Annotated in this window: 21 protein-coding genes; 20 read left to right on the forward strand and 1 reads right to left on the reverse strand. The window is 63.8% G+C overall.

Translation table 11 applies throughout. The features are described 5' to 3' along the window. The 19 genes from FNB15_RS10845 to FNB15_RS10935 all read left to right on the forward strand — a co-directional run bounded on the left by FNB15_RS10845 (position 1) and on the right by FNB15_RS10935 (position 17316). Positions 1 to 885: a branched-chain amino acid ABC transporter permease gene (locus tag FNB15_RS10845; RefSeq protein WP_144068716.1), complete on the forward strand. Its 885-nt coding sequence runs from the start codon at positions 1 to 3 to the stop codon at positions 883 to 885. 22 nt (positions 886 to 907) lie between these two features. Next, on the forward strand, positions 908 to 1972 hold the full coding sequence (locus FNB15_RS10850; RefSeq protein ID WP_144068717.1) for a branched-chain amino acid ABC transporter permease: 1065 nt from the start codon (positions 908 to 910) through the stop codon (positions 1970 to 1972). Between the two features lie 123 nt (positions 1973 to 2095). Then, positions 2096 to 3406 carry an ABC transporter substrate-binding protein gene (locus tag FNB15_RS10855; RefSeq protein WP_144068718.1) on the forward strand — a complete coding sequence of 437 codons (1311 nt, stop codon included), beginning with the start codon at positions 2096 to 2098 and terminating at the stop codon, positions 3404 to 3406. A gap of 67 nt (positions 3407 to 3473) precedes the next feature. Next, a complete protein-coding gene (locus FNB15_RS10860; protein ID WP_144068719.1) occupies positions 3474 to 4316 on the forward strand; it encodes an ABC transporter ATP-binding protein in 843 nt (280 codons plus the stop codon). 115 nt (positions 4317 to 4431) lie between these two features. Further along, complete coding sequence (locus FNB15_RS10865; protein WP_144258725.1) at positions 4432 to 5664, forward strand: phenylacetate--CoA ligase family protein; 1233 nt, start codon at positions 4432 to 4434, stop codon at positions 5662 to 5664. Positions 5665 to 5712: 48 nt separating this feature from the next. Further along, positions 5713 to 6345 (forward strand): heme ABC exporter ATP-binding protein CcmA, encoded by a 633-nt coding sequence (gene ccmA / locus FNB15_RS10870; RefSeq protein ID WP_144068720.1) that lies wholly within the window; start codon positions 5713 to 5715, stop codon positions 6343 to 6345. Further along, entirely contained in the window at positions 6342 to 7007 is a 666-nt protein-coding gene (gene ccmB, locus FNB15_RS10875; RefSeq protein ID WP_144068721.1) for a heme exporter protein CcmB, read from the forward strand. Before ccmA ends, ccmB begins: the two co-directional genes overlap by 4 nt. Before the next feature lie 25 nt (positions 7008 to 7032). Next, on the forward strand, positions 7033 to 7764 hold the full coding sequence (locus FNB15_RS10880; RefSeq protein ID WP_144258726.1) for a heme ABC transporter permease: 732 nt from the start codon (positions 7033 to 7035) through the stop codon (positions 7762 to 7764). A 72-nt stretch (positions 7765 to 7836) separates the two neighbouring features. Continuing rightward, a complete protein-coding gene (ccmD, locus tag FNB15_RS10885; RefSeq protein WP_144068722.1) occupies positions 7837 to 8025 on the forward strand; it encodes a heme exporter protein CcmD in 189 nt (62 codons plus the stop codon). Continuing rightward, entirely contained in the window at positions 8022 to 8489 is a 468-nt protein-coding gene (ccmE, locus tag FNB15_RS10890) for a cytochrome c maturation protein CcmE (protein WP_144068723.1), read from the forward strand. Before ccmD ends, ccmE begins: the two co-directional genes overlap by 4 nt. After that, a complete protein-coding gene (locus FNB15_RS10895) occupies positions 8486 to 10465 on the forward strand; it encodes a heme lyase CcmF/NrfE family subunit (RefSeq protein ID WP_144068724.1) in 1980 nt (659 codons plus the stop codon). The genes ccmE and FNB15_RS10895 overlap by 4 nt, the downstream gene beginning before the upstream one ends. Before the next feature lie 4 nt (positions 10466 to 10469). Then, positions 10470 to 11024 carry a DsbE family thiol:disulfide interchange protein gene (locus tag FNB15_RS10900; RefSeq protein WP_144068725.1) on the forward strand — a complete coding sequence of 185 codons (555 nt, stop codon included), beginning with the start codon at positions 10470 to 10472 and terminating at the stop codon, positions 11022 to 11024. Further along, positions 11018 to 11488 carry a cytochrome c-type biogenesis protein gene (locus tag FNB15_RS10905; RefSeq protein ID WP_144068726.1) on the forward strand — a complete coding sequence of 157 codons (471 nt, stop codon included), beginning with the start codon at positions 11018 to 11020 and terminating at the stop codon, positions 11486 to 11488. The genes FNB15_RS10900 and FNB15_RS10905 overlap by 7 nt, the downstream gene beginning before the upstream one ends. After that, complete coding sequence (gene ccmI / locus FNB15_RS10910) at positions 11485 to 12864, forward strand: c-type cytochrome biogenesis protein CcmI (protein WP_144068727.1); 1380 nt, start codon at positions 11485 to 11487, stop codon at positions 12862 to 12864. Before FNB15_RS10905 ends, ccmI begins: the two co-directional genes overlap by 4 nt. 120 nt (positions 12865 to 12984) lie before the next feature. Beyond that, a complete protein-coding gene (locus tag FNB15_RS10915; protein ID WP_144068728.1) occupies positions 12985 to 13272 on the forward strand; it encodes a hypothetical protein in 288 nt (95 codons plus the stop codon). Between the two features lie 109 nt (positions 13273 to 13381). Further along, complete coding sequence (locus FNB15_RS10920; protein ID WP_144068729.1) at positions 13382 to 14416, forward strand: ABC transporter substrate-binding protein; 1035 nt, start codon at positions 13382 to 13384, stop codon at positions 14414 to 14416. A gap of 23 nt (positions 14417 to 14439) precedes the next feature. Further along, positions 14440 to 15213 (forward strand): ABC transporter ATP-binding protein, encoded by a 774-nt coding sequence (locus tag FNB15_RS10925; RefSeq protein WP_144068730.1) that lies wholly within the window; start codon positions 14440 to 14442, stop codon positions 15211 to 15213. Then, positions 15206 to 16000, forward strand: coding sequence for an ABC transporter permease (locus FNB15_RS10930; RefSeq protein WP_144068731.1), 795 nt, complete (start codon positions 15206 to 15208; stop codon positions 15998 to 16000). The genes FNB15_RS10925 and FNB15_RS10930 overlap by 8 nt, the downstream gene beginning before the upstream one ends. Before the next feature lie 11 nt (positions 16001 to 16011). After that, on the forward strand, positions 16012 to 17316 hold the full coding sequence (locus FNB15_RS10935; RefSeq protein ID WP_221932633.1) for an FAD-dependent oxidoreductase: 1305 nt from the start codon (positions 16012 to 16014) through the stop codon (positions 17314 to 17316). Between the two features lie 24 nt (positions 17317 to 17340). Here the strand turns inward: FNB15_RS10935 and FNB15_RS10940 are convergent, their stop codons facing one another. Further along, positions 17341 to 17820 (reverse strand): MarR family winged helix-turn-helix transcriptional regulator, encoded by a 480-nt coding sequence (locus FNB15_RS10940; RefSeq protein ID WP_144068732.1) that lies wholly within the window; start codon positions 17818 to 17820, stop codon positions 17341 to 17343. Between the two features lie 177 nt (positions 17821 to 17997). On the opposite strand from FNB15_RS10940, the gene FNB15_RS10945 reads away from it, so the two are divergent. After that, on the forward strand, positions 17998 to 18534 hold the full coding sequence (locus tag FNB15_RS10945; protein WP_144068733.1) for an NUDIX hydrolase: 537 nt from the start codon (positions 17998 to 18000) through the stop codon (positions 18532 to 18534).

The raw sequence follows: 18534 nt of genomic DNA on the forward strand, positions 1-18534 counted from the left end.
ATGGCATTTTTCCTGGAAGTCCTGATCGGCGGCCTGATGGCCGGTGTGATGTATTCGCTGGTGGCGCTCGGCTTTGTGCTGATCTTCAAGGCATCCGGCGTGTTCAATTTCGCGCAGGGCGCGATGGTGCTGTTCGCCGGCCTGTTTTTCGTTGGATTCAGCGAGATGGGCGTGCCGGTGTGGCTGGCGCTGCTGCTGACCGTCGCCGTCATGGTGGTGCTGGCCGGCGTGATCGAGCGGCTGGTGTTGCGCCATCTGGTCAACCAGGAAGGCATCATCCTGTTCATGGCCACCATCGGCGTATCCTTCTTCCTCGACGGTTTCGGCCAGACTATCTGGGGCAGCAACGTGAAACAGCTGGATATCGGCATCCCGACCGATCCGATCTTCCTGATGGACGGCGAGATTCTGATCCAGTCCTTCGACCTCTGGGCTGCGCTGGTGGCCGGCACGCTGCTGGCGGCGCTGGTGGTGTTCCAGAAGACCCGCACCGGGCGCGCGCTGCGCGCGGTGGCCGACGATCACCAGGCCGCGCAGTCGGTCGGCATTCCGCTCAATGTGATCTGGATTATCGTCTGGGCGATTGCCGGTCTGGTCGCGCTGGTGGCTGGCGTCATGTGGGGCTCCAAGCTCGGCGTGCAGCCGGCCATTGTCAGTCTCGCGCTCAAGGCGCTGCCGGTGCTGATCCTCGGCGGCTTCACATCCATTCCGGGTGCCATCATCGGCGGGCTGATCATCGGCGCCGGCGAAAAGCTGGCCGAGGTCTATATCGGGCCTTTCGTGGGCGGCGGCATCGAGAACTGGTTCGCCTATGTGCTGGCGCTGGCCTTCCTGCTGGTCCGGCCACAGGGCCTTTTCGGCGAAAAACTGATCGAACGCGTGTAGCGGCCAGCGAAGGATTATTCACATGCTCTACCGCGAATCCGGACAATACAAGACCACTTACAGCGCCGATCAGGCGATCTTCACCATCCCGCAGGACCGCGTGTTTTTCGCGTTGCTGATGCTGGTGGCGTTTGTCGGCATTCCGATGGTGGCGACCAACTATGTCTACACCGCGCTGCTGATCCCGTTCCTCTGTCTCTCGCTGGCGGCGCTCGGGCTCAACATTCTGACCGGCTATTGCGGCCAGCTTTCACTCGGTACCGGGGCTTTCATGGGCGTGGGTGCGGTCACTGCCTGGAACCTTGCAACGCGCATGCCCGACCTCAATCTTCTGGTGGTGTTTGCGCTGGCCGGGCTGGTCACCGCGGCAGTTGGCATGTTCTTCGGTCTGCCGTCCTTGCGCATCAAGGGCTTCTATCTCGCCGTCGCCACGCTGGCGGCGCAGTTCTTCCTGCCCTGGCTGTTCGTCAAATGGGGCTGGCTCACCAACCATGCGACGTCAGGTGTTATCACTGCGCCGCAGCTCAGGATTCTTGGCTGGGAAGCAGATACGCCGATGGAGAAGTATCTGCTTGCGCTTGGTATCGTTACGCTGCTGGCGCTGGCGGCAAAGAATCTGGTGCGCAGCAATCCAGGCCGGCAGTGGATGGCGATCCGCGACATGGATATTGCCGCCGAGATCATCGGCATTCGTCCGGTGGTGGCCAAGCTGACCGCTTTTGCGGTCTCGTCCTTCTATATCGGCGTGGCTGGCGCGATGTACCTCTTCATCTATCTCGGCTCCACCGAGCCGGATGGCTTTGGCATCAGCCTCTCGTTCCAGGCGCTGTTCATGATCATTATCGGTGGTCTGGGGTCGATCCTAGGCAGTTTTCTCGGCGCCTTCTTCATCCTGCTGCTGCCGATCTTCCTGACCCGGGTGCCGCCCACACTCGGCTTCGACCTGTCGACTGCCTTGGTGTCGCATCTGGAATTCATGGTTTTCGGCGCCCTGATCGTCTTCTTCCTGATCGTCGAGCCGCATGGCCTTGCCCGGCTCTGGCAGATCGCCAAGGAAAAGCTGCGTATCTGGCCGTTCCCTTACTGATCTACCCTTCTGAGGCCCGCGATACCTGCGCGGCCGGGGAAAACCGGGTTTGTACTGTGTTTTTAGCGTGCTAGGCTAACTGCAATTCCTGCCGGATAAGGCAGGTATAACCGGGAGGATAAAATGAAAGCATCCAAATGGATTGCGTCCCTTGTTGCGGGCGCGGCCCTGGCGGGCAGCGCATTTGCGGCGCTGGCGCAGGAGCAGGTCATTCCGTCGATGGTCTACCGCACCGGCCCTTATGCGCCGAGTGGTATTCCGGTTGCCGACGGATTTGCCGACTACATCAATCTGGTCAACGAGCGCGATGGCGGCCTGAACGGCGTCAAGCTGCGTAACGAAGAGTGCGAGACGCAGTACAACACCGAGCGCGGCGTTGAATGCTACGAGCGTCTCAAGGCGCTGGGTGGTACCATCTTCAGCCCGTATTCCACCGGCATCACCTACGCCCTGATCGACCGTGCACCGACCGACAAGTCGGTGATCTTCTCGATGGGCTACGGCCGTGCTGCGGCGACGGTTGGCAACATCTTCCCCTGGGTGTTCACCGCGCCTGCGACTTACTGGGGTGGCGCCAGCGCCGGCATCCAGTACATCGCCAAGGAACTGGGCGGCAAGGACAAGATGAAGGGCAAGAAGGTTGCCTACGTCTATATCGACATCGCCTATGGCAAGGAGCCGATCCCGGTCTTCCAGAACTACGCGCAGGAACTCGGCTTCCAGCTTGAGCTCGTGCCGGTACCGGCGCCGGGCCTGGAGCAGAAGTCGATCTGGCTGCAGATCCGCCAGATGCGTCCGGACTATGTGTATCTGCAGGGCTGGGGCGCCATGAATGCCGTGTCGCTCAAGGAGGCTGCTGCAGTCGGCTTTGCGCGCGAGAAGATGGTTGGCGTGTGGTGGGCGAGCCAGGACAGCGACGTGCAGGCGGCAGGCGCAGTGGCCAAGGGCTACAAGGGTCTGACGTTCCACGGTGCTTCCAAGGATCTGCAACTCCTCAAGGACCTGAAGAAGCACCTGCTCGACAAGGGTAAGGCTTCGCAGGGCGGCAAGCATTTCGGTGAAATCGGCTATCTGCGCGGCGCCATGAACGCCATGCTGACCGTCGAGGCGCTGCGTGCCGCGCAGGAGAAGCATGGCAAGGGCAAGGTGATGAACGGCGAGCAGTCGCGTGACGGCTTCGAGGCCCTCAACCTCACCGATGCCAGCATCGACAAGCTGGGCCTGAAGGGCTTCCTGCAGCCGCTGAAGCTGGCCTGTGACAATCATCTGGGTGACGGTAAGATCCAGGTGGTGCAGTGGCAGGGCGACCAGTGGAAGCCGGTCAGCGACTGGATACTTCCGGAAAACCAGAAGCTCTGGCCGCTCTATCTGAAGGACGCGGATGCCTATGCGCGTGAAAAGAACGTTGCCTCGCGCAGCTGCGCGCGGTCGTAAAGACTGAACGAACCCCCGCCGGCACCGAACCGGCGGGGGTTTTCTTTTCATAGTCCCGGATACCCCCATGACCGCCCAGACCGCAGCCGTCCAGACGAATGCCAGCGCCGCACCGCTGCTGACCGTCAACAACATCGAGGTGATCTACAATCACGTCATTCTCGTGCTGAAGGGTGTGTCGCTGCAGTTGCCCAAGGGCGGCATCGTGGCCCTGCTGGGTGCCAACGGCGCCGGCAAGACCACCACATTGAAGGCGATTTCCAACCTGCTGCGCGCCGAGCGCGGCGACATCACCAAGGGCCATATCGATTATCATGGCGAACGTGTCGACCAGCTCAGCCCGTCGGCGCTGGTGAAGAAGGGCCTGATCCAGGTGATGGAAGGCCGGCATTGCTTCGGCCATCTCACCATCGAGGAGAATCTGCTGACTGGCGCTTACACGCGCAGTGACGGCGGTAAGGCGATCGATCAGGATCTCGAGAAGGTCTATTCCTATTTTCCGCGTCTGAAGGTGCGGCGCAAATCGCAGGCTGGCTATACCTCCGGCGGCGAGCAGCAGATGACCGCCATCGGCCGCGCGCTGATGAGTAACCCCGACACCATCCTGCTGGATGAACCTTCGATGGGCCTGGCGCCGCAACTGGTGGAAGAGATTTTCGAGATCGTCCACCGGCTCAACAAGGATATGGGCGTCAGCTTCCTGATCGCTGAGCAGAATACCAACATGGCGTTGCGCTATGCCGATTACGGCTACATCCTGGAAAACGGCCGCATCGTGATGGACGGCCCGGCCGAGAAGTTGCGCGAGAATTCCGACGTGAAGGAATTCTATCTCGGCCTTGGCGCCGGCGGCCGCATGAATTTCCGCGACACCAAGCATTATCGTCGGCGCAAGCGCTGGCTCACCTGATCCGTTTTCAAGGAGACGACCTGTGGCGCGAGCAGCGAAGAAGGCCGTGAAGAAAGCTGTCAAAAAATCCGCGAAGCCCAAATCCGCGAAACGGGCGGGCCGCGCGGATGAATATCTGGACAAGCGCGAGACGCGCAGTCCGGCTGCGCGCCTGAAAGCGCAGCTGGCGGCCCTGCGCACGCTGGTGACGCATGCCAAAAAGACCAGTCCGTATTATCGCGACCTGCTGAAGGACGTGAAGCCGGCGAAGCTGACCTCGCTGGCGGCACTGGCGAAACTGCCGGTCACACGCAAGTCCGATCTGGCCCCGCGGCAGAAGGCTAAGCCTCCGCTTGGCGGATTACAGGCCGGCAAGCGCTCGGACGTGGCTCATTATTTCCAGTCACCGGGTCCGCTCTATGAGGCTTATCCGCATCCGACGACAAAAGCGAAAGACCCCTTCCGCTTCAGCCGCGCCATCTGGGCTGCCGGCTGCAGACCGGGCGATCTGGTGCATAACGCCTTCTCGTATCACATGACGCCGGCTGGCCGCCTGACGGAAGGTTCGGCGCATGCGATCGGCTGCCCGGTCTTTCCGGCTGGCACCGGCAATACCGAACAGCAGCTCGACGCCATCGCGCAACTGCAGCCGCGCGTCTATACCGGCACGCCGTCTTTCCTGAAGATTCTGCTGGAGAAGGGCCGCGAACTCGGCAAGCCGGCGGCCTCGCTGAAGAAAGGCCTGGTCGGCGCCGAGGCGCTGCCGCCGTCCCTGCGCGCCGAGTTGAAGGCGCTCGGCGTCGATGTGCTGCAATCCTACGGCACCGCTGATCTCGGCCTCGTCGCCTATGAGTCGACGGCACTTGAAGGCATGATCCTGGATGAAGACGTGATTGTTGAGATCGTGCGGCCCGGCACCGGCGATCCGGTCACGCCGGGCGAAGTGGGCGAGGTGGTCGTCACCGTGCTGTCCGGCAATGCGGTTTATCCAATGATCCGTTTCGCCACCGGCGACCTCTCGGCCGTGCTGTCTGGTAGCAGCCCCTGTGGCCGCACCAACACGCGCATCAAGGGATGGATGGGGCGTGCGGACCAGACCACGAAAGTAAAGGGCATGTTCGTGACGCCGGGCCAGATTGCCCAGATCGTCGCCCGCCATCCCGAAATCGCCAGGGCGCGGCTGGAAGTCAGTTCGGAAAACAATCTCGACGCTATGACTCTGAAGATCGAAAGCACCAAAGCCACGGCCGCCGCCGTGGCCGAGACGCTGCAATCGGTCTGCAAGCTGCGAGGCAAGGTCGAGGTGGTGGCGTTGGGCAGTCTGCCGAATGACGGCAAGGTGATTGCCGATCTGCGAACCTACCAGTAAGGCCCGCACTTCCGGCAAGCCATTGAAGCGGCTACACTCCGCCGCATTATGGCTTTGGCGGTTGAACAGCTCGCCTGTATCCGTGGCGAGCGCCAGCTCTTCTCCGATCTGACCTTCCGTCTCGCCCCCGGCGAGGCGTTGTTGCTGCATGGCCCGAATGGCAGCGGCAAATCCAGCCTGCTACGCCTGCTGGCCGGCTTCCTGCCGCCAGCCGGCGGTCGTGTGCTGTGGGACGGCGCCTCCGCGCTGGAGGATGCCGAGGCGCATCGTGCCCGGCTGCAGTATCTCGGCCATCAGGATGCGGTGAAGTCGCAGCTTGGCACCGGCGACAACCTGCTGTTCTGGGCACGGCTCTATGGCCTCGATCCGGTGGCGGCAGCCACGGCGGTGAGTGCCGCGCTGGACGCCGCCGGCCTGCAGCGTCAGCGCGATCTCCCGGGCCGCTATCTCTCGGCGGGGCAGAAGCGCCGTCTGGCACTCGCCCGCCTGCTGCTGAAACCCGCCACGCTCTGGCTGCTGGATGAGCCGACCAACGCGCTCGACACCAGCGCAGTCAGATGGCTTGGCGAGTTGCTTGCGGCGCATCGTGCCAGGGGTGGCATGATAATTCTCGCCAGCCATGTCACCGTGCCGATGAATGATGCGCGCGAGCTTCTCCTGCCCGAAGGTGTTCTGACATGAACGCCTTCCTTGCCATTGTCGCGCGCGACCTGCGGTTGGGTTTCGGCGCTCAGGGTGCGATGCTCACGACACTGCTATTCTTCGTGCTGGCGGTTAGCCTGTTTCCGTTGGGCGTCGGCCCGGAACCGCAGATTCTCGCGCGTATCGCTCCCGGCGTGATCTGGGTTGCGGCATTACTTGCCGCCATGCTGTCGCTCGACCGCCTGTTCCAGACTGATCAGGAGGACGGCACGCTCGATCTGCTGGCACAGGCGCCGCTGCCGCTAGGTCTTGTCGCCTTGGCCAAGACGCTGGCGCACTGGCTGACGACGGGGCTGCCCTTGAGCCTGATCGCGCCGCTGCTGGCGATCCTGCTGCAGATGGATGGCGAAGCGATCCCGGTGCTGCTAGGCGCACTTCTGCTCGGTACGCCATCGCTCAGCCTGATCGGCGCCATCGGTGCGGCGCTCACCCTGGGGGCGAAACGCGGCGCGGTGCTGGTGCCGCTGCTGACCCTGCCGCTGGTGATCCCGGTTCTCATCTTCGGTGTCGGCGCCGTGGAGGCTGCGGCTTATGGTCTCAGTGCCGGGCCCCATTTGCTGTTGCTCGGCGCCTTCCTCGCTGGCGCCCTGGCGCTCACTCCCTTTGCCATCGCTGCCGCCGTCAGGCTGGCTCTCGAATAACCCGCAGCTTATATAGACAGCCATGCTGCATGCCCTTGCCAATCCTGCCCGCTTCCTTCGCCTGATGACGGCGATCCGCCCCTGGGCGGCAGGTGTTGCCGTGCTCGGCCTCGGTATCGGGCTGGCCTGGGGCCTGCTGTATTCGCCGCCGGATTACCAGCAGGGCGAAACCGTACGCATCATGTATATCCATGTGCCCGCGGCCTGGATGGGCATGTTCATCTATGCCGCGATGGCGGTGGCCTCGGCCACGGCGCTGATCTGGCGACATCCGGTTGCTGAGCTGGTCGCCAAGGCTTCCGCCCCGGCCGGGGCGGCGTTCACGCTGATTTGTCTGATCACCGGATCACTTTGGGGCAAGCCGATGTGGGGTGCCTGGTGGGTGTGGGATGCACGCCTGACCTCGATGCTGATCCTGTTCTTCCTCTATCTCGGCTACATCGCGCTGTGGGAAGCCTTCGACGATCCGGCGCGCGCCGGCCGCGCCGCCGCCATTCTGGCGCTGGTGGGCGCGATTAATCTGCCGATTATCAAGTTTTCCGTGGATTGGTGGAACACCATGCACCAGCCAGCCAGCGTGCTGACCCTGGAAGGGCCGAAAATTCACCCTGACATCCTCTGGCCGCTGCTGATCACTGCTTTGGGTGCCAAGGGGTATTATGTCTGGCTGTTGACCGTCCGGGTTCGGGCGGAAATCCTGAAGCGTCAGGCCCGCATCCTGCGCTTCGCGGCCGCGACCGATCGCCGCGCCGGCTAGCCGCGCCGCCGGGAAGGTTATATTTTCCACCTGCCGTGGCCATAGGGGCCAAGGGAAACAAAGGGTTATCGCGTGTACTGGGCATCGCTCGGCGATTTCCTGGCCATGGGCGGCCATGCTGCCTTCATCTGGCCGGCTTTTGCCATCGCATTGATCGCGCTGTTCGGCCTCGCGTTGCTGAGTCGCTGGGGGCTGACGGCGGCCGAGCGTGACCATGCCCAGGCGCGCCGTGAAGCCGGCAGAGACGGAGCTGACGCGTGACCCGCAAGCGCAAACGCCTGCTGGCGGTGCTCGGCCTGGTCAGTGGTCTTGGCATTGCCACCGCGCTGGTGCTCAGCGCCTTCAACGACAATCTCGTCTTTTTCCATTCGCCGTCCGACGTGGCTGACAAGCAGCTGCCGGCGGGTCGTTTATTTCGCCTTGGCGGCTTGGTCGAACAGGGCAGCGTGAAAAAGGACGGCCTGATCACCGACTTCATCGTCACCGATCTGCGCGCCACGCTTCCGGTGCGCTACACCGGCATCCTGCCCGACCTGTTTCGTGAAGGGCAGGGTGTGGTGGCGAATGGCAGGCTGGATGCGCAGGGTCGCTTCGTCGCCACCGAAGTGCTGGCCAAGCATGACGAGAATTACATGCCACCCGAAGTGGCTGAAGCGCTCAAGAAGTCCGGCCAGTGGCATGAGAAGTCCGGCGATCACTCCAAGCTGGTGAAACCCGGTTCATGATTCCCGAACTGGGTCATATCGCGCTGATCCTCGCGCTCTGTCTGGCGCTGGTGCAGGGCGTGCTGCCGCTGGTGGGGGCCGCGCGCGGCATGCCGGGCTGGATCGCGCTCGGCCCGCAGGCTGCATTGGGCCAGGCCGTGCTGGTCGCGTTTGCTTTCGGCTGCCTGACCTACGCTTACGTGACCTCGGACTTCTCGGTGCTGAACGTGGCCGAGAATTCGCACACGCTGAAACCCATGCTCTACAAATTCAGCGGCGTCTGGGGAAATCATGAAGGTTCACTGCTGCTCTGGATCCTGATCCTGGTGATCTTCGGCGCCGCTGTCGCCGCCTTCGGCGGCAACCTGCCGGCGACGTTGAAAGCTCGCGTCCTCGGCATTCAGGGTCTGATCGGCGTCGGTTTCTTGAGCTTCATTCTCTTCACCTCCAATCCGTTCGCGCGGCTTTTGCCGACACCGCTGGAAGGCCGCGGCCTCAATCCGCTGCTGCAGGATCCCGGCCTCGCGTTCCATCCGCCGTTTCTCTATCTCGGCTATGTCGGTTTTTCGGTGGCGTTCTCGTTTGCGGTCGCCGCCCTGATCGAAGGCCGCGTCGATCCGGCCTGGGCGCGCTGGGTGCGACCCTGGACGCTGGCAGCCTGGTGCTTCCTCACCATCGGCATCGCGCTCGGCTCCTGGTGGGCCTATTACGAACTCGGCTGGGGTGGCTGGTGGTTCTGGGACCCGGTCGAGAATGCCTCATTCATGCCCTGGCTCGCCGGCACGGCATTGCTGCATTCCGCCGTCGTGGTGGAAAAACGCGACACGCTGAAAAGCTGGACCGTGCTGCTGGCGATCCTGACTTTTTCGCTCAGCCTGCTCGGCACCTTCCTAGTGCGTTCGGGTGTGATCAATTCTGTGCATGCCTTCGCCACCGATCCGACGCGCGGGGTGTTCATCCTGATCTTTCTGGTGCTGGTGGTCGGCGGCAGCCTCGTGCTTTACGCTTTCCGCGCGCCTGTCCTTCAAGGCGTGGGAGTCTTTGCACCATTGAGCCGCGAAGGCGCGCTGGTGCTCAACAATCTGCTCCTGGCGGTGGCCTGCGCCGCCGTGCTGCTCGGCACGCTCTATCCGATCGCGCTGGATGCTATCAACGGTGCCAAGGTTTCCGTTGGCCCGCAGTATTTCAACGCCGTCTTCATCCCGCTGACCGCGCCGCTGGTGGCGGCCGTGGCGATAGGGCCGTTGCTGGCCTGGAAGCGCGGCGATCTCTCGGCTGCCCTGCGTCGCCTGCTGCCGGCCGCGGTTGCCATGCTGATCGCGCTCAGCATCGGTCTGTGGCTGATCGACGGGCGCAGCTTCATGGCGTTGCTGGGCCTGGGGCTGACCGCCTGGCTCGGTATCGGCACGCTCTGCGAACTCAGCCTGCGTCTCAAGCTGTTTGCCGCGCCAGTATCCGAGACGCTGTCGCGTGCCCGCCATTTGCCGCGCGCCGCCTGGGGCATGACGGTGGCGCATCTTGGTGTCGCGCTGTTGGTCATGGGCATTACGGTTTCGGAAACCTGGCAGGTCGAAGTGCAGCAGGTGATGAAGCCGGGCGAGACCGTTCAGGTCGGCCCGGTGCAATACCGCTTCCTCGGGGTTGCGCCCTACAAGGGCCCGAACTACACGGCGCAGCGCGGGCGTTTCGAGATTCTCGAAGATGGCCGCGTTGTTCATGAACTGCGTCCGGCGCAGCGGCGCTACCAGCAGCCGCCGATGGAAACCACCGAAGCCGCGATCCGGCCTTCGCTGCTGGGCGACCTCTATGCCGTGGTGGGCGAGGGCGATGCCGGACGCGGCTGGGCCGTGCGGCTCTACTGGAAACCGCTGGTCAGCTGGATCTGGCTCGGCGCGCTGATAATGGCACTGGGCGGCTTCCTCTCGCTGTCCGACCGCCGCCTGCGCGTCGGTGCGCCTGCGCGACGTCGCAGTGAAGCTGCGGCGCCGGCAGAGTGACGCCATGCGCCTGACCTCTCTCGTTCCACTCGTGCTGTTCGTGGTGATCGGCATCGGCCTTGCCATCGGCCTGACGCTGAACCCGCGCGACATTCCATCTGCCCTGATCGGCAAGCCGGTGCCGGAATTCTCTCTGCCGCCGGTGCAGGGCCGGACGCAGGGTCTGAGTACGGCCGATCTCAAGACCGGCCAGCCCAGCGTGGTGAACGTGTTTGCCTCCTGGTGCGTACCCTGCCGCGTCGAGCATCCGCTGATCATGGCGCTGAAGCGCGACAATCTCGCACCGATCCATGGCCTGAACTACAAGGACGATCCGGCTGATGTGGCGAAGTGGCTCGACCAGCTCGGCGATCCCTTCACCCGCACCGGCGCTGACCGTAACGGCCGTATCGGTATCGACTGGGGCGTCTATGGCGTGCCGGAAACCTTCGTAGTGGACGGCGCCGGTCAGATCGTCTGCAAGCATGTCGGTCCGCTGATGCAGTACGACCTCGACACCAAGATCCGGCCACTGCTGCAGGATCTCGTCGCTGGTCGCCAAAGCAAAGTCAAATGCTGAGGCTGCTGGTTGTTCTGCTTTTACTGACTGCGGCGCCTGCCATGGCGCAGCAGATCGAGGATCGCCTGGCCGATCCGGCGCAGGAGATGCGTGCCCGCGAGCTGTCGCGCGAGCTGCGCTGCCTGGTCTGTCAGAACCAGTCGATTGAAGACTCGAATGCGCCGCTCGCGCGCGATCTGCGCCGCATCGTGCGCGAGCGCGTTGTTGCTGGCGACAGCGACCGCGCCGTGCAGGACTATCTGGTGCAGCGCTATGGCGAATGGGTGCTGCTCAAGCCGCGCTTCAATGCGCAGACGTTCTTGCTCTGGCTCGGACCGGTTCTGCTGCTGCTGCTCGGTGGCGGGATTGTCTTTGCGCTCTATCGTCGGCAGGCAAGGGCGCAGGTGGTGGCGCCCGTGGCGCTCGATGCCGACGAACAGCGCCGGCTGGATACGCTGCTGCGCGATGACGAGGTCGGAAAATGATCTGGCTCGGCTTCATCATTCTCACTCTCGCCACGCTGGGCTTTCTGCTCTGGCCGCTGCTGCGTGCGCAGCGCCAGATGGCCGACCGCAAGGCGCATGACGTCACGGTTTATCGCGCGCAACTGACCGAGATTGACGAAGAACTGGCGCGCGGCAGCCTGACCGCGAGCGAAGCTGGCGCAGCCAAGCTGGAAATCCAGCGGCGCCTGCTGCGCGCTGATGCCGCGGCTGAGGGCAAGACGGTCATGGCGTCGCGGCGCAGCGTCGTCACCGGTACGATTGTCGTCCTGCTGCTGGTACCGATGCTGGGCGGCGGCATTTACCTCTCCATCGGCCGGCCCGAGGCTACGCAGGTCGATCTTGCGAGGATGCAGCAGCGCGCCGCCCAGGAAGCGCAGATACGCGCCGAGACCGAGCGGATGATCGCGCAGCTGCGTGAGCGCTTGGCCGCCGAGCCGAACCGTGCCGATGGCTGGCTGCTGCTCGGCCGGTCGCTGCTGGCAATCGACCGTGCCGATGAGGCCGTGCCGGCGCTGGATCGTGTCATTGCCTTGCAGCCTGACGATGCCGAGGCCTATGCACTGCGTGCCGAAGCCCAGACGCTCGCCGCGGACGGTTCGGTGACGGCGCCGGCGCAGCGCGATTTCCGTGCCGTGTTGGAGCGCGATCCGCAGCATCCCGGCGCGCGCTACTATCTCGGCCTCGCGCGGCTGCAGGAAGGCGACACGCGCGGCGCCTATGACGACTGGTATGGACTGGCGGCCGAATCTCCGGCCGATGCGCTCTGGCTGGATGTCGTGCAGGCCCGCTTGCGCGAACTGGCGCCGCGGCTGGGTATCGCGCTGGCCCAGGCTGTGCCGGACTCCAAGCCACCCGCACAGGCTGGCCCGAGCCGCGAGCAGATGGACGCTGCGCAACAGATGTCGGCCGAGGACCGCAACGCCATGGTGCGCGGCATGGTCGACCGGCTGGCCGAACGGCTGCAGGACAACCCGAATGATGCCGATGGCTGGCTGCGGCTGGCGCGTGCCCGCGAGGTGCTGGGCGAGGTGGATGCTGCCCGTGAGGCACTGCGCCGCGCAGTCGCCGTGGCCCCCCAGCGGGTCGATGCCCGGCTGGCGCTGGCCTTCAATCTGGCTGGGCCGGCGGTGACCAGCCGCGATCCCCTGCCAGCCGAGGCCGCTGTGGAATTCGGCAAGGTGCTGGAGCAGGCCCCGGATCATCCCCAGGCGCTCTGGTTCGTCGGCCGCTCGGCCTACGAGTCGGGGAATAACGCGGCGGCCTCGGCAGCCTGGACCCGCTTGCTGGCCCAGCTGCCGCCCGAGTCGCCGGAGGCGAAAGAGCTGGCCCAGCGGCTGGCCGGTCTGTCGCGCTGACCCCGGACGTTAAAAACCGGAAACCTGCCTTGGCCGTTAATACCTGTTTAAGGGACTCCTGCGCGTAATCGCCCCCGGGTTGAGAGGCCATTCCGGCCTCCGGTGGAATGGGTCAGGGTCATGGCAGTCGGTCCCAGCAGTAATCTTCTCTCGGCGCTTTCGCAGTTGCAGAACACCCGTCCGATCCAGCCGGCCCGCGCACCACAGGCTGCGCAGAATACCGGCGCTGCCGCCCAGACTACTTCCACGCAGAAGACCAGCTTTGCCGCCCAGCTCGGCAGCATCGGCAACAGCATCCAGGTTGCTTCGGAGCAGCGTTCTGCGCCGCCGCCGGCCGTGCAGACCCAGCAGCGCCCGATCCAGACCCGTGGCGGCCTGATCGGCCAGCACGTCAATATCGTCGTCTAAAAAACCCGTAATCCGGACGATTTCCCAGCAGTCAGCCCGTCTGATTGACGCAGGCGGCGACGGCCTTTAGCTTGGCCGACAACCGCATACAAACGACTGGGGAAACGTCATGTTGAAGCGCACGCTGCGTCTCGCGGCTCTTTTTGCTCTTGTGCTATTGCTGCCGGGCCTTGCGCTCGCCCAGCCCAAGGAAAAGGTCACGATCTCGGCCCTGCCGTTCATTTCCACGGCGCCGATTTTCATCGCCAAGGAGCGCGGCTATTTCGACGCCGAAGGCATCGACCTCGACATCAAGATCTTCAACGCCGCGCAGGCCGTCGCCGTGGCCGTCGCCTCGGGCGATGCCGATTTCGGCATCACGGCCTTCACTGGCGGTTTCTTCAACCTGGCCGGCAAGGGCGCGCTGAAGGTGATCGCGGCACAGAGCCGCGAGGAACCGGGCTACAACTTCGTCGCCTATGTGGCCTCGAAGAAGGCCTATGACGCCGGCTTCCGCTCACCCAAGGATTTCGCCGGCAAGAGCGTGGCGATCACCACGGTCGGCTCCAGCTTCCATTACAATCTCGGCATGCTGGCCGATAAGTACAATTTCAAGCTCGACTCCGTGCAGATGAAGCCGGTGCAGTCGATCCCCAACATGATGGCGGCGCTCAGCGGCGGCCAGGTCGATGCCACCATCCTGCCGGCCAACAACGCGCTGAAGCTGGAAGCCGACGGCGCCGGCAAGATCATCGGCTGGGTGCACGAGCATACGCTGTGGCAGCTTGGCGCGCTGTTCGCCTCCAGCAAGATCGTCAAGGAGAAGCGCCCACTGGTGGAGCGTTTCGTGCGCGCCTATCAGAAGGGTCTGGCCGATTATGCCGCTGCCTTCCTGGCCAAGGACAGCCAGGGCAATCGCATGATCGGCGAGAAGGCGCTGGGGCTGATGCCGGCGCTGGAAAAGTGGGTGCAGCCCAAGCCGAGCATCGACACCGTGAAGATCGCCGCCAACTACATGGACCCGCAGGGCCGCCTGCTGGTGAAGAACATCTATGACCAGGTGGCCTGGAACCAGGCGCAGGGCATGGTCGACAAGTCGGTGAACGCGGCAGACTTCATCGACCTCAGCTTCATCAAGGGCCACCTCGACATTCCGAAGAAGTAAGTTCACAGCGACGAGTAGCGTTCATGCAGGTTGTTCTGGAGGATGTCGGCTACGCCTACGGCGATCTGCCGGTCCTCGACGGGGTGGGCTTTACGGTCAGCGAAGGCGAGACGGCGGTTCTGATCGGGCCGTCCGGCTGCGGCAAGTCCACCCTGCTCAACCTGATCGGTGGCCTGCTGCCACAGCAGACCGGCCGCATCAGTACGCTGGGTGCACCGCCCGCCGGCTGTCTCAATCCACTCACCTTCGTGTTCCAGGATTTCGCACTGCTGCCCTGGCGCAGCGTGGCCGGCAATGTGGCACTGGCGCTGGAGCATCATCGGCTGGGCCGCGCCGAGCAGCAGGCCCGCATCGCCGAGGTCCTGAAGCTCTGCGGCCTCAGTGACTTTGCCGATGCCCTGCCCAAACAGCTGTCCGGAGGCATGCGCCAACGTGTTGGCATCGCCCGCGCCATCGCTGTGAAGCCGGCTGTTATGTTGATGGATGAACCGCTGTCGGCGCTGGATGCGCAGACCCGCGAATTGCTGATGGAAGACCTGATCGCGATCTGGGCGCGCGAGCGCACCACGACGCTCTATGTGACGCATAACCTGAATGAGGCTGTGCGGCTGGCCGACCAGGTGGTGGTGCTGTCGCGCCGGCCCGGCCGGATCAAGCGTATCGTCAGCATCCCGGTGCCGGTGGCCGAGCGCATGGAGCCCGCGCATGCCGGACTGCTGAAAAATCTCCATGACGAGCTATGGGGCCTGATCAAGGCCGAGGCGCAGGTGGCGGATCGCGAGATGCAGCATGTCTGATGTCGCGAAGAACACGGTGACCTTCCGCGGCGGCGGCTTCGTGCCCGGCACCAGGCGCTGGGCACCCTGGCTCGCTTTCCTCGTGATCATCGCCTGCTGGGAAGCCGCCTCGCAGCTGCGCTGGCTGCCGGCACTGTTCATGCCGGCGCCCAGCGAAGTGGTGAAGGCGCTCCACGTGTTGATGGTCGACGGCAAGCTCGTCGCTCATGTTGTTGCCTCGCTGAAGCGGATCGTCTCGGGCTGGATTCTGGGCAGCATTGCTGGCATCACGCTGGGCTTCATGATGGGTATTTTCGTGCTGGCACGCTCGGTTGGCCTGCCCATCGTCTCGGCGCTATTCCCGATTCCCAAGATCGCCCTGCTGCCGCTGTTCATCCTGTGGTTCGGTATCGGCGAGCCGTCCAAGGTCGCCACCATTGCGCTTGGCGTGTTCTTCCCCACCGTGGTCAGCGCCTTCTCGGCGGTCGACAATGTGTCGCGGAACCTGATCCGCATGGCGCAGAGCTTCGGGCTCAGCACCCGGATGATCGTGTTAAAGGTGATCCTGCCCGGCGCGATGCCGGGCATCCTTGCCGGTTTCCGGATTTCCAGTTCGATTGCGCTGATCCTGGTGGTGGCGGCCGAGATGATCGGCGCGGATACCGGCATCGGCGCCTTCGTGCTGGCGGCGGGCAATCTGATGCAGATCGACCAGCTGATCGCCGGCGTCGTGCTGCTGTCGATGCTGGGCCTGAGCGTCAGCGCGCTGCTCAGCTTTGCCGAAAAGATTGTGCTGCGCTGGCGCTAGGAGACTCTGCCGTGAGCGATTATCCGATTCCGGAAACCCGCGTTGTCCGCAATACCGGCGCAGCAGCGCGCGTGATCGAGGCCGATATCGTCGTGGTTGGCGCCGGTATCAGCGGCATTTCGGCAGCACTGGAAGCCGCGAAACTCGGTCGCCGTGTTGTGCTGGTCGATGCCGGTCAGCAGCTCGGCGGCCAGTCGACCGGCTCGATGCTCGGCACTTTCTGCGGCTTCTATTCCAATGGCCCGGAACCCTATCGCGTCGTCTACGGGATGGTGGATGACATGTTCGCGCATCTGAAGCGCGCGGATGCCTTCCACCTGCGCCGGGGCCGCAACAGCTACATCCCGCTCTACCAGGAGCAGGTGCTGGTGCGCTGGATCGAGCAGGCGGTGCATGCGGCCGGTATCGAGGCCCTGCTGGGCGCCACCTTGCTGCAGGTGCAGCGCGATGGCGGGCGCATCACGAGCCTCGGCCTCGCCACGCGCTTTGGTCAGGTCGAGTTGCGCGGACAGGGTTTCGTCGATGCCTCGGGCGATGCGGCGCTGAGCTATCTCGCCGGTTTCGAGTGTCGCGAGCCGGTCAGCCCGATCATGGGCACGCTCATGTTCACGCTGGAAGGCTATGATGAAGCCTTGGCGTTGAAGCTGGACCGCTGGGCGATACAGAAGCGCCTCGCCGAAGCCGGCGCCAAGTATGGGCTGGTGCGACGTGATGGTTTCGTTTTCGCTTTCCCGGGGAAAGGCCAGGCCACTGTCAACATGACGCATGTCGAAACGCCGCTCGATGCCGCCGGCTATGCCAGGTCGCAGGCGGAAGGGCGCGCGCAAGCCGATCGCGTGGTGGCTTTCCTGCGCGGCGAATATGCCGACGTATTCTCCAATGCCCGTGTGCGGCAATACGGCTTCCTCGGCATCCGGCAGACGCGCTGGATCGTTGGCGGCCACAGCCTGCAGGTCGACGAGGTGCGGCAGGGGCTCAAGCCGGACGATGCGGTGCTGCGCTGCTCATGGCCGGTCGAGCTGCACGACCGCGCCGAAGATGTGCATTGGGAAGAATTCGGCGACGACCATCTGCATTACGTGCCGTTCCGCAGCATGGTGCCGCGCGGTGCCGACAACGTGGTAGCGGCAGGCCGCTGCATCGACGGCGATCCCGCCGCGCTCAGTTCGGTGCGCGTGATGGGGCCCTGCGTCGCCATGGGTGTGGCAGCCGCACAAGCCCTCGACCTCGCCAGCGCCGGCTCGGTGACACAGATCGACATCGCCGCCTTACGGCAGCGACTGCACGACAATCTCGAACGGCGCGACCCGGCCTGAGCCGAACCGCGCCGTCGAAACCCCTTACGGTCGCGCTTCCAGAGTATCCACCAGCTGCCTAAGCAGCGTGATGAACTCCTCGCGTTTGCCGGCCGGAAGCGGATCCAGGATGCGATCCTGTGCCCGCGCCACGCCCGGCTGCGCCGCCCGCAACTGTCGTTCGCCTTCTGGCGTCACCGCCAGGGCATTGGTCCGGCGATCACTCTCGGTGCGCTGACGGATCAGCAGGCCGCGCTTGATCAACCGCGCCACCATCTCGGCCACCGTCGATCGGTCGATGCCAGTCTGGCGGACGAGGTCCACCTGGCTGATACCGCTTTTCTGGTAGATGGCGAGAAGCAGTGCGAATTGCCGGGGCGTCAGTCCGTTGCTGCCAACTTCCGCCGTATAAAGATCGACGGCGAGTTGCTGACAACGACGCAACAGATGCCCAGGAGCGTCCTGCAAATTGAAAACGCCGAGGGTGTCCCCGGTACCGTTATGGGTGGTCTTGTCCCCCGACATGGAACCTCCCGGTTTCTTATTATTTTTTACAAGCCTACCTGTTTACTGGGCGGGTATTTAATCCCGCTTCTCAGTCCACTGATAAAACGCCTTTGCAGCGGATTCGTCTAGTGGAAGCCGCAATATTTTACGCCATGCCATAAACGTGATCCTTGAGACTGCAAACACCGGTGCCCCATGCAAAATCCAAGAAACTACCGCTTTTCCAGACTTGTACCTGAGGGTGATAACCGCGAGCGCCATGTCTGCGGCGACTGCGGCTGGATCCACTACGTCAATCCCAAGATCGTGGTCGGCGCGGTCGTCACGCAGGGCGAGCAGATCCTGCTCTGCCGGCGCGCCATCGAACCGCGCCAGAGCTTCTGGACCATACCGGCCGGGTTCATGGAAGAGCGCGAAACCTCCGAAGCCGGAGCAATGCGCGAAGTAAAGGAAGAGGCCTGCGCCGACATACACATCAATGCACTGCTGGCGGTTTATAACATTCCCCGCATCAGCCAGGTGCAGTTGATCTATCGCGCCACGCTGGCCAGCCCGGACTATTCCGCTGGTCCGGAATCGCTCGAGGTGAAGCTGTTCAACTGGGATGACATCCCATGGGACGACCTGGCGTTCCCGTCGGTGCACTGGGCGTTGCAGCACCATCGCAGCGTGATCGGCCGCGACGGCTTCCCGGCCTTTTCAAATCCGCCGGGCGAATTCGGGAACTACTGA

This window comes from Ferrovibrio terrae (assembly GCF_007197755.1).
In the GTDB taxonomy this organism is placed as follows: domain Bacteria; phylum Pseudomonadota; class Alphaproteobacteria; order Ferrovibrionales; family Ferrovibrionaceae; genus Ferrovibrio; species Ferrovibrio terrae.